14 protein-coding genes are annotated in these 12,599 nt (G+C 74.1%); 9 read left to right on the top strand and 5 right to left on the bottom strand.

What is annotated here, in order from left to right; genetic code table 11:
- The first annotated feature begins 286 nt into the window (after nucleotides 1-286).
- Nucleotides 287-1,231: a hypothetical protein gene (locus tag ACZ51S_RS17860; protein ID WP_468961375.1), complete on the top strand. Its 945-nt coding sequence runs from the start codon at nucleotides 287-289 to the stop codon at nucleotides 1,229-1,231.
- Nucleotides 1,232-1,337: 106 nt separating this feature from the next.
- Here the strand turns inward: ACZ51S_RS17860 and ACZ51S_RS17855 are convergent, their stop codons facing one another.
- From ACZ51S_RS17855 to ACZ51S_RS17845, 3 genes are all read right to left on the bottom strand, one after another.
- Nucleotides 1,338-2,360 carry a PHP domain-containing protein gene (locus tag ACZ51S_RS17855; RefSeq protein ID WP_468961373.1) on the bottom strand — a complete coding sequence of 341 codons (1,023 nt, stop codon included), beginning with the start codon at nucleotides 2,358-2,360 and terminating at the stop codon, nucleotides 1,338-1,340.
- A 60-nt stretch (nucleotides 2,361-2,420) separates the two neighbouring features.
- Nucleotides 2,421-3,182, bottom strand: coding sequence for a VOC family protein (locus ACZ51S_RS17850; RefSeq protein WP_468476633.1), 762 nt, complete (start codon nucleotides 3,180-3,182; stop codon nucleotides 2,421-2,423).
- 105 nt (nucleotides 3,183-3,287) lie between these two features.
- On the bottom strand, nucleotides 3,288-3,833 hold the full coding sequence (locus ACZ51S_RS17845; RefSeq protein ID WP_468803051.1) for an HPP family protein: 546 nt from the start codon (nucleotides 3,831-3,833) through the stop codon (nucleotides 3,288-3,290).
- Between the two features lie 272 nt (nucleotides 3,834-4,105).
- On the opposite strand from ACZ51S_RS17845, the gene ACZ51S_RS17840 reads away from it, so the two are divergent.
- The 3 genes from ACZ51S_RS17840 (at nucleotide 4,106) to ACZ51S_RS17830 (ending at nucleotide 6,781) form a co-directional block, all read left to right on the top strand.
- Entirely contained in the window at nucleotides 4,106-4,606 is a 501-nt protein-coding gene (locus ACZ51S_RS17840) for a hypothetical protein (protein ID WP_468476620.1), read from the top strand.
- Nucleotides 4,607-4,699: 93 nt separating this feature from the next.
- Complete coding sequence (locus tag ACZ51S_RS17835; RefSeq protein ID WP_468476621.1) at nucleotides 4,700-5,233, top strand: GNAT family N-acetyltransferase; 534 nt, start codon at nucleotides 4,700-4,702, stop codon at nucleotides 5,231-5,233.
- A 186-nt stretch (nucleotides 5,234-5,419) separates the two neighbouring features.
- Nucleotides 5,420-6,781, top strand: a complete 1,362-nt coding sequence (locus tag ACZ51S_RS17830; protein ID WP_468961371.1) for an FAD-dependent oxidoreductase — start codon at nucleotides 5,420-5,422, stop codon at nucleotides 6,779-6,781.
- Nucleotides 6,782-6,859: 78 nt separating this feature from the next.
- Here ACZ51S_RS17830 and ACZ51S_RS17825 read toward each other — a convergent pair whose 3' ends face one another.
- The gene (locus ACZ51S_RS17825; protein ID WP_468476623.1) at nucleotides 6,860-7,321 is read right to left on the bottom strand and encodes a hypothetical protein; all 462 of its coding nucleotides are present in this window, start codon (nucleotides 7,319-7,321) and stop codon (nucleotides 6,860-6,862) included.
- Nucleotides 7,322-7,543: 222 nt separating this feature from the next.
- Here ACZ51S_RS17825 and ACZ51S_RS17820 point away from each other — a divergent pair, with 222 nt between their 5' ends.
- From ACZ51S_RS17820 to ACZ51S_RS17800, 5 genes are all read left to right on the top strand, one after another.
- Nucleotides 7,544-8,206 (top strand): NADPH-dependent F420 reductase, encoded by a 663-nt coding sequence (locus ACZ51S_RS17820; protein ID WP_468476624.1) that lies wholly within the window; start codon nucleotides 7,544-7,546, stop codon nucleotides 8,204-8,206.
- A gap of 169 nt (nucleotides 8,207-8,375) precedes the next feature.
- The gene (locus tag ACZ51S_RS17815) at nucleotides 8,376-8,579 is read left to right on the top strand and encodes a cold-shock protein (protein WP_007268031.1); all 204 of its coding nucleotides are present in this window, start codon (nucleotides 8,376-8,378) and stop codon (nucleotides 8,577-8,579) included.
- Nucleotides 8,580-8,717: 138 nt separating this feature from the next.
- Nucleotides 8,718-10,139, top strand: coding sequence for a VWA domain-containing protein (locus ACZ51S_RS17810; RefSeq protein ID WP_468961445.1), 1,422 nt, complete (start codon nucleotides 8,718-8,720; stop codon nucleotides 10,137-10,139).
- Between the two features lie 238 nt (nucleotides 10,140-10,377).
- On the top strand, nucleotides 10,378-10,995 hold the full coding sequence (locus ACZ51S_RS17805) for a HutD/Ves family protein (protein ID WP_468961369.1): 618 nt from the start codon (nucleotides 10,378-10,380) through the stop codon (nucleotides 10,993-10,995).
- A gap of 53 nt (nucleotides 10,996-11,048) precedes the next feature.
- Complete coding sequence (locus ACZ51S_RS17800; protein WP_468474666.1) at nucleotides 11,049-11,945, top strand: RNA polymerase sigma-70 factor; 897 nt, start codon at nucleotides 11,049-11,051, stop codon at nucleotides 11,943-11,945.
- Here ACZ51S_RS17800 and ACZ51S_RS17795 read toward each other — a convergent pair.
- Complete coding sequence (locus ACZ51S_RS17795) at nucleotides 11,942-12,526, bottom strand: YdeI/OmpD-associated family protein (protein WP_468474665.1); 585 nt, start codon at nucleotides 12,524-12,526, stop codon at nucleotides 11,942-11,944. The two genes, ACZ51S_RS17800 and ACZ51S_RS17795, sit on opposite strands and share 4 nt — an antisense overlap.
- Nucleotides 12,527-12,599: the final 73 nt, after the last annotated feature.

The following is a 12,599-nucleotide window of genomic DNA, read 5'->3' as shown; positions in this document are numbered from 1 at the left end:
GCGCCGTCCCGGGCCGTCTTGGCCCCCGGCGTGTCCGGCACGGGGCGCGGACACGCCGGGGCGGCCCCCGTTTGCCCGCCTCGAACGGCGCAGTGGGGACGGGTGCCGCTGAATGTGACAGAACGTGCGATTCCCCTGACGCACCACGGCCGGCCGCGCGATGTGTGGACCCGCGCGTCGGCGGACGGAGCTTTCCACGAATGCCCCGGCACCCTCGCGGCGACGGACCAAGGCGACCGCGACGGGCTCCCCGTCACCCCGCACCCCCTCGACGGCCCCACCCCCCATGTCCCCGCCCGCCGCCCCGGACCCGGCGCCCGCCGGCCCGGCCCCCACCGGATCCGACCGTGAACCCCGGCCCGCCACGCGTCCCGAACCGTGCCCCGAGCCGATCCGCACCCTGCTGGAGACCGCGTCCGCCTGCCGCCCCGTCGAGGAGGTCACCGCGCCGGTGAGCCTCCTCAAGGAGACCGGCGGGCTGGCCAGCCCCGGACACGACGCGCTCCGCACCGCCGCCGTCACCCGTCCCGTCGACGGCGTCCGGCACATGGTCACCCTGCTCGGCGAGCACCCGCTCGAGGAGGCCGAGGCCGTCATCACCCTGCGGGCGGCGGCCGTCGGCCGGCCCATCGAGGACGTGGCCCCGCTCGCCCGCGTCCTCGGTCCCGACGGGGCTCCGCCCGCGGAGCGGCCCCCCGCGCGGACGTCCCTGCCGCCGCCGCAGGAACCGCCGGCCCCCGCGCCGGAGCCCGTGCGGGCCCCCGCCGCTCCGCCGCCCGCGGCCGTCTCCGCGCAGGCGCCCTCCGGGGCGGAGACGGTGCCCGCCCCCGCCCGGGGCGGGAGCGCGCTGCGTAACCTACCGCGCTGGCCGGCCGCCGCCGCGCTGTTCCTGTGCGGGGTCCTGCACCTGCCCGGCGACCTGGCGCGGCCACCGGCCCCCGAGAGCCTTGCGCCGCTCGCGGGGTCCCTGCTCTGCCCGGTGCTCGGCGCCCTGCCGGCGGTACGCGGCACCCCGGCGGTCTGGCGTACCGCGGCGGTGGCCGCGCTCGCCGCGGTCACCCTGCACATCGTGGGCGGCCCGGTGTTCTTCGACCCGCTGGACGGGGCGCTCGGGCGCCCGTACGCCTGGTCCGGGGTCACGGCCGTGCTCTGCGCCGGCGCCGCGGCGGTCCAGGGCGGCCTGGACCTCACGTACGGTCGCCCGCCGCCCGGCGCGGAAGGCTGCCCCTGACGGACCCGACGGGCCCCGACGGACCCGACGGACCCGACGGGCCCCGGCGGTGCACGGCGCGGCCAGGGCCCCGTCCCGTGCCGTTCTCCTCCCCGCCGGGCCGGGACTACGCGGAGCGCGTCCAGGCGAGCAGCCGGTCCGCGGGCCAGGTGTTGACCACGCGTTCGGCGGGCACCCCGCACTCGGCCGCCCGCTCACAGCCCAGGATCTGCCAGTCCAGCTGGCCGGGGGCGTGCGCGTCGGTGTCGATCGCGAAGAGGGTGCCCGCCCCGACGGCCAGGCGCAGCAGCCGCCGGGGCGGGTCGAGCCGCTCGGGACGGCTGTTGATCTCCACGGCCGTGCCGGACTCCGCGCAGGCGGCGAAGACGGCCTCGGCGTCGAAGGTGGACTCGGGGCGGGTCCGGCCGGTCACCAGCCGCCCCGTGCAGTGCCCGAGGACGTCCATCAGGGGGTTGCGCACGGCCTTGAGCAGCCGCCGTGTCATCGCGGGCGACTCCATCCGCAGCTTCGAGTGGACGGAGCCCACCACCAGGTCGAGCCCTTCCAGCAGTTCCGGCTCCTGGTCGAGCGAGCCGTCGAGGAGGATGTCGCACTCGATGCCGGTGAGCAGCCGGAAAGGGGCCCACGCCTCGTTCAGCTCGGCCACCACCCGCAGCTGTTCGCGCAACCGGTCCGGCGACAGGCCCCGGGCCACCTTCAGGCTCGGCGAGTGGTCCGTCAGCACCGCCCACTCGTGGCCCAGTTCCGCCGCCGCCCGTCCCATTGCCTCGATGGGACTGCCGCCGTCCGACCAGTCCGAGTGCAGATGGCAGTCCCCGCGCAGAGCGGCGCGCAGCGCGGTTGCGGCGGGGGAGGCGGGCGGCCCGTGCGGCATCGCCGCGGCCTCCTCCAGGACGCCCAGGTACTCGGGGATCCCCCCGGCCAGCGCCTCGCGCACCACCTTGGCCGTCTTGGGCCCGATGCCCTTCACCGCTTCCAGCGAGCCCGCCGCCGCCCGCTCGGCTGTCTCCCGCTCGCCCAGGTGCGCCACGGCCGCCGAAGCGGTACGGAAGGCCCGTACGCGGTAGGTCGGGGCCTGAGCGCGCTCCAGCAGGAAGGCGATCCGGTCCAGCGCCGCCACCGGGTCCATCGCGTACCTCCTCCAGGACCCAGTGTCCCCGTGGGCCCGGGGACCGGCGAGCGGACCCCGTCAGCGCGCGCCGTCCTGCGGTCCGGGCGGCGTGACCCGCTCCGTGAGCGTGAAGAGGGCGCCGTCCGGGTCGCGGAGCGCGATCGAGCGCACGGCGCCGTCCGTGGTGACCACCGAAACGGCCCGTCCGCCGAGGTCGACGGCCCACTCGACGGCGGAGTCCAGGTCCGCCACCCGGAAGTGGACGTGCCAGCGGGGCCGGGTGTGCGGGGTGTAGGCGCCCTGCTCCACGGGGCCGCTGTCCAGCCGGGCCACCGGCTCCCCGCCCTGCCGCAGGACGACCCGCTCGTCCTCGTACGAGACCTCGCAGCACCCCTCACGGCCCGAGGCCCACTCCAGCACCTCGCCGTAGAACAACGCGGCGTCGAACGCGTTCCTGGTCCGCAGCTCCAGCCACGCCGGGGCGGGGCCCACCCCCACGCGCCAGCCCGCCGAGACGGGCCCCTGCCAGACCCCGAAGGCCGCGCCGTCCACATCGGCGACCAGCGCCGCCCGCCCGCCCCCGGGGAAGGAGACCGGGCCCACCCCGACCGTGCCGCTGCGCTCGCGGATCCGGGCCGTCGCCACGTCGACGTCGTCGACCGCGAAGTACGGGGTCCAGGCCACCGCCACCGCCAGATCCGTGGCGAGCGCCCCGATGCCGGCGACGGGCACGCCGTCCATCACGGCGACCGAGAAGGCGGAGCCGAGCCTGGCCCGCCGGAAGCTCCAGCCGACGACCGCCCCGTAGAAGCGCTGGGACGCCTCCAGGTCACGGGCCATCAGACTCACCCAGCAGGGGGCCCCGAAGACGTCCTTCGTAGAAATGTCCACACCTCAAGGAGTAGCGCCCGCGCCCCCTCGCCGCGGCGCAGGCGCGCCAGCGGATCACCACCAGTACGCGGGGTACCTCGGCGCGGTACGGCGGATGCGCGAACCGGCGTATCCGGTCAGGACCAGCAGCACGGTGGACCCGAGGAGCAGGGGGAGGAACCGGGCCGGATCGGGGGTCTGGAGCACCGTCACCACGGCGGTCGCCACCGCCGGGGAGTGCGGGGTGCGGGCCAGCGTCAGCAGGGCCAGGGTGAGCCCGGCGGCCAGGGCCGCCGCCCAGGCGCTGCTGCCCGCCACGGCCAGGACCGCGAAGCCGGCCGCCGCGCCCAGGAGGTGCCCGATGACCACTCCGCGCGGCTGGGCCAGGGGCAGGGTGGGCGCGCTGTGCACCAGCGCCGCGCTCGCGGCCAGCGGGGGTATCAGTACCGGCTCGTGGATCGCCGCGCCGATCGCGACGAGGCCCAGCAGCACGGTGGTCGCGGCGCTGACGCTGTGGAAGGCGGCGACCGCGCTCGGGCGGGCCGGGGCCCGGGGCGTGATCAGGCGCCTGCGCGGGGCGGGGCCGGGGGCGGGAGCGGCGGTGGTGGTGCTGGGGTGCATGCGGGGCAGGTTTCCGGTACGGGCGGGGCAGGGAGGCGGGAGCGGCCGTGCCCGGGCGGTGATCGACCGCCGGCCGGGCCTCGCGTCCGAACCGGGTGGGGCCGGCGCAATCCGGACACGACCTTATCGGCCGTACGGACGGAGGCGGCAGCCGGGGTACGGCCGCCGGGACCCCGGGCAGTCGGAGTGCAAAGAGCGGATCGGCCGGAAATGGCCGCCCGCGATCGTGTATGACTGCGGAGGCACGTGCTCCAGGCAGGGAAGGACCAGCAATGACCACGCATCCCCAGCTCACCGGGATCCTGACGGACCTCGACGAGGTGATCGCCGGAGCCCCCGCCGACGCGACCGGCGCCCTGTGGCGGCTGACCGGAACCGGTCGCGGCCTGGACTCCAACCTGATCCGGCTGCGTCCGGGCGCGGCGATCGCGGAGCACGCCGAGCCCGCCCTCGACGTCCTGCTCGTCGTGGTGGAGGGCGGCGGGCGGATCGACACCGAGGACGGCCCGCACCCGCTGCGCCCCCACACCGCCTGCTGGCTCGCGCGCGGCGCCCGGCGCTCCCTGACCGCGGGCCCGCAGGGGCTGACGTACCTCACCGTCCACACCCGGCGCCCCGGGCTCGGCATCGGCACCGCCGGGCGGCCGGCCGACGCCGCCGAGGGCGGCGAGACGGCCTGCCTGCTGCACCGGGTCTGCCCGGACTGCGGCCGGCTCGCCACCGATTCCGGGGCCCGCTACTGCTCCCGCTGCGGCACCGGCCTGCCGGACTGACCCCGGGGGCCCGACGCGGTCACCGCGCCCGGAGCGGGGCGCGGGCGGTGGGCCGATTACCCCTGGTCGGACCCCGTTCGGCAGGATGTGCGCATGACTGAGATCCGCACCCCCCGCCTCCTCCTCCGCCGCTGGACCGACGACGACCTCGTCCCCCTCTCGGAGATCAACTCAGATCCGGAAGTGATGCGCTGGATCGGTGACGGCTCCGCCCTCGACCTGGATGAGACGGCCGAAGCCATCGAGCGCTGGGAGGAGGAGTGGGACGACGAGGGCTTCGGCGTGTTCGCCGTCGAGCTCCTGGCCTCCGGCGAGCTGATCGGGGCCGTGGGGCTGTCGGCCGCGGACGACCTGCCCGAGACGCGGCACCAGGTACAGATCACCTGGCGGCTGGGCCGGCCCTTCTGGGGCCAGGGCTACGCCTCCGAAGCGGCCCAGACGGTCCTGGAGTTCGCCCTTCAGGACCGGGGCCTCGACCGCGTCGTCGCCGTCAACCGGCTCGGCAACGACGAGTCCGCGAACGTGATCCGCAAGCTCGGCATGGAGGAGGACGGGCAGGCCTCCGACCCGCGGACCGGGGACCGGCTCAGCCTCCACAGCATCGACCTCACCCAGTACGAGGCCTGAGCCGCGGGCGTCGTCGCACGTCAGCGGAGGGCCCGGCGGGGAGGCCACGGTCAGCCAAAAGTCAGCCTTTGGCAAGCCATAAGATTCGATTATGGGGTCATAACCCGGGGGCGGGTGCCGGGTTAGGGTGGCCTTAGTTTAGGGTTTCCTTGATCAGTCAGATTGTCGGTCGAAGGGAACCCAGTCATGCCTCGCTCTCTGCGGGTAGCAATCGTCGGTGCCGGCCCCGCCGGTATTTACGCGGCCGACGCGCTGCTGAAGTCCGAGGCGGCGGCCGACCCCGGCGTGTCCATCGACCTCTTCGAACGGATGCCCGCGCCCTTCGGCCTCATCCGCTACGGGGTCGCCCCCGACCACCCCCGCATCAAGGGCATCATCACGGCCCTGCACCAGGTGCTCGACAAACCGCAGGTCCGCCTCTTCGGCAACGTCGACTACCCGAACGACATCTCGCTCGACGAGCTCCACGCCTTCTACGACGCCGTCATCTTCTCCACCGGCGCCACCGCGGACCGGACGCTCAGCATCCCCGGCGTCGACCTCGACGGCTCCTACGGCGCCGCCGACTTCGTCTCCTGGTACGACGGCCACCCCGACGTGCCGCGCACCTGGCCGCTGGAGGCCGAGAAGGTCGCGGTCCTCGGCGTCGGCAACGTCGCCCTCGACGTCGCCCGCATCCTCGCCAAGACCGCCGACGAGCTGCTCCCGACCGAGATCCCGCCGAACGTCTACGACGGCCTCAAGGCCAACAAGGCCCTGGAGGTCCACGTCTTCGGCCGCCGCGGTCCGGCGCAGGCCAAGTTCAGCCCGATGGAGCTGCGCGAGCTCGACCACTCGCCGAACATCGAGGTCATCGTCAACCCCGAGGACATCGACTACGACGAGGGTTCGATCACCACCCGCCGCTCCAACAAGCAGGCGGACATGGTCGCCAAGACCCTCGAGAACTGGGCGATCCGCGACATCGGCGACCGCCCCCACAAGCTGTTCCTGCACTTCTTCGAGTCCCCCGCCGAGATCCTCGGCGAGGACGGCAAGGTCGTCGGCCTGCGCACCGAGCGCACCGAGCTGGACGGCACCGGCAACGTCAGGGGCACCGGACAGTTCACCACCTGGGACGTCCAGTCCGTCTACCGCGCCGTCGGCTACCTCTCCGACGAACTGTCCAAGCTGCCCTGGGACGTGGAGTCCGGCACGGTGCCCGACGAGGGCGGCCGGGTCATCGAGAACGGCGAGCACCTCGCCTCGACGTACGTCACCGGCTGGATCCGGCGCGGCCCCATCGGCCTGATCGGCCACACCAAGGGCGACGCGAACGAGACCGTCGCCAACCTGCTGGCCGACCACGCCGAGGGGCGCCTGCTCACCCCCGCGACCCCCGAGCCGGAGGCGGTCGAGGCCTTCCTCGCCGAGCGGCAGGTCCGGTACACCACCTGGGAGGGCTGGTACCGGCTGGACGCCGCCGAGAAGGCGCTGGGCGAGCCGCAGGGCCGTGAGCGCGTGAAGATCGTGGAGCGCGAGGAGATGCTCGGGGCGAGCGGCGCGTAAGGGCGCCCCGCCGCGAGCGGAAGACGGTCGAGCGGGGCCCGCCGGGTGGCGGGCCCCGCTCTCGTCACGGGGACCGGGTCAGTCCGTGATGGCCGTGATCTTCTTCGTCCGCAGGTCGGCCTGCACCCGGATCTGGGTCGTGGAACTTCCGCTCCAGGTCAGGGTGACCGTGGCGTTGGTCTTGCCCGCCCCGCTGCCCGTGGAGGTCACCTTCCACTCGACCGGGACGTTCTGCGCGCGGAGCACGCCGTTGGCGTGGTGGGTGTCCTCCCACTGCCTCAGCTCCCGCCGGAGGGGCTCGGAGAGGTAGAAGGAGCGCAGCCGGTCGGCCGTCGCGCCGTCCCCGTCGTACATCGCGTCGACGTACGAGCCGTAGAAATCGGCGATCCGGGTGAAGGCCCCCTCCGGGCTGCCGGAGACGGACGGCGGCGCGGCGGCGGTCGCCGAGGTGGTGGAGACGAGGGCCAAGGAGAGGGCTGCGGCGCCCGCGGTGGCCGCGAGGGCGATGGAGAGGGTGCGCTTGGTCGGGAGCTTGGGCATCGATCGGTACCTTTCCCCGTGCTGGGTGCGGGCCGGTACGGTCCCCGGCCCCGCAGGGAAGGACGGGTCCCGCTCACCGGTCGGTTGTCACCGAAGGGGGAAATGGCGGGATTCCACCCGTACGGGCCATCGCGGAGCCATGGCGTGCCGGCGCGGAATGCGGCGGCCGGGCGAAGGGTTGGGGCAGGGGTCGCACCCATTTCCGTACGCAATGGAGGGCTCATGAAGATCGGCATCATCGGCGCCGGCAACATCGGCGGCAACCTCACCCGCCGACTCACCTCGCTCGGACACCAGGTCCGGGTCGCCAACTCCCGCGGACCGCAGACCCTCGCGGCCCTCGCGGAGGAGACCGGCGCCACCGCCGTCACCGTCGCCGAGGCGGCGCACGGCGCCGAGATCGTGGTGGTCACCATCCCCTTCAAGAACATCCCCGACCTGCCCGCCGGGCTCTTCGACGGGGCGGCCGACGGCTTCACCGTCATCGACACCGGCAACTACTACCCGCGGCAGCGCGACGGCCGGATCGCCGCCGTCGAGGACGAGGGCCTGACCGAGAGCCGCTGGACCGAGCGCCACCTGGGCCACCCCGTCGTCAAGGCCTTCAACGGCACCTACGCCGCCGACATCATCGACCGGCCGCGGCCGGCCGGACACCCCGAGCGGATCGCGCTCCCCGTCGCCGGTGACGACGAAGCGGCCAAGAAGACGGTCCGCGCGCTCATCGACGAGCTCGGCTTCGACACCGTCGACGCGGGCGGTCTCGACGAGTCCTGGCGACAGCAGCCCGACACGCCCGTCTACGGGCTCCGGGGCGGCGTCGAGGCGGTCACCCGGGCCCTGGCCGAGGCCTCGCCCGAGCGCACGGCCGACTTCCGCGGCTGAGGCCCGTACGCCCGATCGACGTAACGCTCCGCAATGAGGCGGGCGCCTTGTGCTACGGTCGGGACAGTTGCAGGTGTGGTTCCCAGAGTTCTTCGAACGGGGTCAATCAACCCGGCGACGCCGGGTCCGCACAGTGCGGCTCCGGGTACGGCCCCGAAGGAGAATCGATATGGCGTCCGGCACCGTGAAGTGGTTCAACGCGGAAAAGGGCTTCGGCTTCATCGAGCAGGACGGCGGCGGCGCCGACGTGTTCGCCCACTACTCGAACATCGCCACCCAGGGCTACCGTGAGCTCCAGGAGGGCCAGAAGGTGAACTTCGACGTCACCCAGGGCCAGAAGGGCCCGCAGGCCGAGAACATCGTTCCCGCCTGAGCTGATCGACCCGCTCGACCCGAGCGACGCCGGGGCCCGCACCGAAGGTGCGGGCCCCGGCCGCGTCCGAGCACCGCTTCCGTTCCCATTCGGCCCCGCGGAGCCGGACCACCGGGCAGACTGTCCGATGTGACGACAATGAGCAAAGGCGCCAACCTCCCGGTCGCCGCCCCCTCGGTCAGAGCCGTGCTCGGCTGGTCCGCCGGGCCCGGAGTGCCCGACGTCGACGCCTCAGCGCTGCTCCTGGCAGCCACCGGACGGGTCCGCTCCGACGGAGACTTCGTCTTCTACAACCAGCCCCGGCACGCCTCCGGAGCCGTACGCCACCTCGGCAAGCAGCCGGGCTCCGACACCCTCGACGTCGACCTCGCCGCCCTGGAAGGGGACATCGAGCGGGTCGTCCTCTGCGCCTCCGCCGACGGCGGCACCTTCGGCCGGGTCCCGGGCCTGCACCTGCGCCTGCTGGACGCCGCCTCCGGCGCCGAACTGGCCCGCTTCGACATGGAGGCCGGGCCGGAGACCGCCTTCGTGAGCGGCGAGCTCTACCGGCGGGCCGGCGCGTGGAAGTTCCGCGCCGTCGGCCAGGGGTACGCGAGCGGCCTCGCGGGACTCGCCACCGACTACGGCATCACCGTGGACGACGCGCCGGCCCCCGCGCCCGCGCCTCGGCGTGCCCCCGCGCCTGCGCCCGCGCCGGCTCCCCGCCGGGCCTCCGCGCCTGCGGCCCGCCCGGCTCCCGCGCCCGCGCCCCGCCCTCCCGCGCCCGCCACCGGTGCGGGTGAGGCGGTCGTACGGCTCGTCAAGGGCGAGGAGTGGCTTCCGGAGGACATGCGGGGGCGCCTGTCACTGCGCAAGAAACAGGTGGCCGTCAGCCTGAGCAAGGCCGGCGCCCAGGGTGTCACCGCCCGCGTGATCCTGGTCCTCGACGCCTCCGGGTCGATGAGCGCCCTCTACACGCGCGGCACCGTCGCGAGCGTGGTCGAGCGGATGGCGGCCGTCGCCGCGCAGCTCGACGACGACGGCGAAATGCAGGCCTGGACCTTCGCCACCAACCCCGCCCGGCTGCCGGACCTCGCCATCGGCGACCTGCCCGAGTGGCTGCGGCTGCACGTACGCATCGGCCAGATGAGCCTCTTCGGCCGCAAGAAGCCGGCCAAGGGGCTGCTCCCGGGCCAGGTCGACATGCGGCAGGTCGGCTTCCAGAACGAGGAGCAGAAGGTCATCGCCGAGGTACGGGACTTCGTGCGCTCCCACCCCGTGCCCGCCCCGACCCTGGTCCTCTTCTTCTCCGACGGCGGGGTGTACCGCAACGACGAGATCGAGCGGGAACTGCGGGCGGCCGTCGAGGAGCCGGTGTTCTGGCAGTTCGTCGGCCTCGGCCGCGCCGGGTTCGGCGTACTGGAACGCTTCGACACCATGCCCGGGCGCCGCGTCGACAACGTCGGCTTCTTCGCCGTCGACGACATCGACAAGGTCTCGGACCAGGACCTGTACGACCGGCTCCTGTCGGAGTTCCCCTCCTGGCTGCGGGCCGCCCGGCAGGCGGGAATCCTGCGCTGACCCGCCCGCGCCCCCTCCCGCACCCACCGCCCGGGCCCTGTCGTCAAAGTCCCGCCTGGCCCGCGGCCCCCGGCACCGCACCTCGCCGCGTTGTCGGGGCGCCCAAGTACGTCCAGTACTCGGGCGCCCCTCCGCCTTGCGACGCACGGCACCGGACGCCGCAGTCCTGACCGGCGCTACTTTGACGACAGGACCTAGGCTCGAGGCGGTACGCACCCGAGGGAAGGAAGCCCCCGTCATGCCCGGCCCCGCCGAGATCCGGATCCTGCGCGCCGCCGACCGTTCGGCCGTGCCGTGGAAGAACCGCGGCGGTGTCACCCGCGAGAGCGCGGCCTGGCCCGAGGGCGCGGGGACCGCCGGCTTCGCCTGGCGGGTCAGCCTCGCGGAGGTGGAGGCCGACGGGCCCTTCTCGTACTTCCCCGGCGTCGACCGGATCCTCACCCTGGCCGAGGGCGCGGGCATGGACCTCACGGTCGGGGGCGAACGGCGCCTCCTCGACGAGCGCCACGCGCCCCGGCACTTCCCCGGGGACCGGGCGACCGACTGCCGGCTGCTGGCCGGCCCGGTCGTCAACTTCAACGTGATGTACCGCCGGGACCAGGTCCGCGCCCGCACCGCCGTCGTGCGCGGCGAACTCGCCCTCGCCGCCCGGCCGGACGAGACCCTGCTCGTGGCCGCCCTGGAGGGGCGGGCGGTCCTCCACCGGCCCGGGCACCCGGACGGCGACGTCGAACTCGGCCTTCACGACGCGGCCTTGACCGCGCACCCCGTGGACTGCGTGATCCGCACCGACGGACGACTGGCCGTCGTGGGCGTACGGCTGCGCGCGGACCCCTCGCCGTCGCCCTCCGACTGAGCCGCGGCGGGGGCGGGGTGGCCGGGCCGTCGTACGCCGGGCAGAATCGGACGGTGATCACGAGCGAACCCGAAGCGGATCCCTTCAACGAACACCGACGGCTGTTGTTCGCCACCGCCTACCGCATGCTGGGGACCGTCAGCGACGCCGAGGACATCGTCCAGGACGCCTGGCTGACCTGGCACAAGGCCGACCGGTCGGAGGTCCGGCACCCCAAGGCGTACCTCGTGCGGACGGTCACCAACCTGTCCCTGAACCGGCTCACCTCGGCCCGGGCCACGCGGGAGGAATACGTCGGCCCCTGGCTGCCGGAACCGCTCCTCACCGAGCCCGACGTGGCGCAGGAGCGGGAGCTGGCCGAGAGCGTCTCCACGGCCATGCTCGTCGTCCTGGAGACGCTCACCCCCGTGGAGCGTGCCGTCTTCGTGCTGCGGGAGGTCTTCGGCTACTCGCACGCCGAGATCGCCGGCTTCCTGGAGCGCCCGGAGCCGGCCGTCCGGCAGATCTCCCACCGCGCCCGCAAACACGTCGCGGAGCGCCGCCACCGCTACGACTCCGACAGCGCGCAGCGCGAGGAGGTCACGCAGCGCTTCCTCAGCGCCTGTGCCGGGGGAGACCTCAACGCCGTCCTGGAGATGCTCGCCCCCGACGTCACCGCCTGGTCCGACGGCGGAGGCAAGGTCACCGCCGGCCGCCGGCCCGTGTACGGCGCCGACCGCGTGGCGCGCTTCCTGCTCGGCGTGCTGGCCAAGCCCGCCATGGCCGGGGTCACCGTCACCCCTGCGGTCATCAACGGCGAGCTCGGCCTCCTCGTCCTGGCGGGGGAGGAGCCGATCGGCTCGTGCACCTACGACCTGGAGGGCGGGCTGCTCCGCAACATCCGCATCCAGGTCAACCCCGACAAGCTGGCGGGCCTGCGACGTGACGCGCCGTCCGGCGACAGGGCCTAAGCCCCGGCCGGGCCTCCGGCGCGCCGCAGCGTGTCGAGGGCCCGGTCGAGGCGGGCCCGGCGGGTCTCGGGGGTGAGGGCCTGGAGCAGTGGCAGCGCCAGCTGGTAGCGGCCGGACCGGTCGAGGGCCTCGAACGCCGTCCGGGCCCGGGGGTCCGCCTCCAGGGAGGCCGCCAGGTCCGGCGGGACCGCCGCCGTGCGCTGGGACTCGTACGCCGCGGCCCACCGCCCGTCGGCCTGCGCCCGGCGTACCTCCGCGAGGCCCGGTTCACGCATCCGGCCGGCCGCCGTGAGCGCCGCGACCTTCTCCACGTTCACCTGCGACCACAGGCTCCGGGGGCGGCGCGGTACGTACTTCTGGAGGTAGTACCGCTCGTCGTGGGAACGCCGCTGGCCGGAGATCCAGCCGTAGCAGAGCCCGACGTCCACCAGTTCGTCGTCGGTGACCGTCGGGATGCCGGACTTCTTCTTGGCCACCTTGATCCACACGCCCTCCGTACGCGTGTGGTGCCGCGACAGCCAGCTCTCGAAGGCACCGGCATCCGCGAAGGTGACGACCTCCACACCGTTGATCTCGTCCATGCGTCCAGGCTAGCGGCGGGGTACGACAACGGCCCGTGCTCCGCTGGCCGTTCGGGCCCGTTCCGCGATCGCG

The sequence above is a fragment of the Streptomyces sp. NPDC034043 genome, assembly GCF_055575675.1.
The sequence above is the reverse complement of the archived record's forward strand: the minus strand, read 5'-3'. Positions and strand labels throughout refer to the sequence as shown.

Coding starts and splice junctions, on each gene's coding strand:
- ACZ51S_RS17860 (WP_468961375.1), top strand. CDS start 287: ATGTCCCCGCCCGCCGCCCCGGACCCGGCGCCCGCCGGCCCGGCCCCC.
- ACZ51S_RS17855 (WP_468961373.1), bottom strand. CDS start 2,360: ATGGACCCGGTGGCGGCGCTGGACCGGATCGCCTTCCTGCTGGAGCGC.
- ACZ51S_RS17850 (WP_468476633.1), bottom strand. CDS start 3,182: ATGGCCCGTGACCTGGAGGCGTCCCAGCGCTTCTACGGGGCGGTCGTC.
- ACZ51S_RS17845 (WP_468803051.1), bottom strand. CDS start 3,833: ATGCACCCCAGCACCACCACCGCCGCTCCCGCCCCCGGCCCCGCCCCG.
- ACZ51S_RS17840 (WP_468476620.1), top strand. CDS start 4,106: ATGACCACGCATCCCCAGCTCACCGGGATCCTGACGGACCTCGACGAG.
- ACZ51S_RS17835 (WP_468476621.1), top strand. CDS start 4,700: ATGACTGAGATCCGCACCCCCCGCCTCCTCCTCCGCCGCTGGACCGAC.
- ACZ51S_RS17830 (WP_468961371.1), top strand. CDS start 5,420: ATGCCTCGCTCTCTGCGGGTAGCAATCGTCGGTGCCGGCCCCGCCGGT.
- ACZ51S_RS17825 (WP_468476623.1), bottom strand. CDS start 7,321: ATGCCCAAGCTCCCGACCAAGCGCACCCTCTCCATCGCCCTCGCGGCC.
- ACZ51S_RS17820 (WP_468476624.1), top strand. CDS start 7,544: ATGAAGATCGGCATCATCGGCGCCGGCAACATCGGCGGCAACCTCACC.
- ACZ51S_RS17815 (WP_007268031.1), top strand. CDS start 8,376: ATGGCGTCCGGCACCGTGAAGTGGTTCAACGCGGAAAAGGGCTTCGGC.
- ACZ51S_RS17810 (WP_468961445.1), top strand. CDS start 8,718: ATGAGCAAAGGCGCCAACCTCCCGGTCGCCGCCCCCTCGGTCAGAGCC.
- ACZ51S_RS17805 (WP_468961369.1), top strand. CDS start 10,378: ATGCCCGGCCCCGCCGAGATCCGGATCCTGCGCGCCGCCGACCGTTCG.
- ACZ51S_RS17795 (WP_468474665.1), bottom strand. CDS start 12,526: ATGGACGAGATCAACGGTGTGGAGGTCGTCACCTTCGCGGATGCCGGT.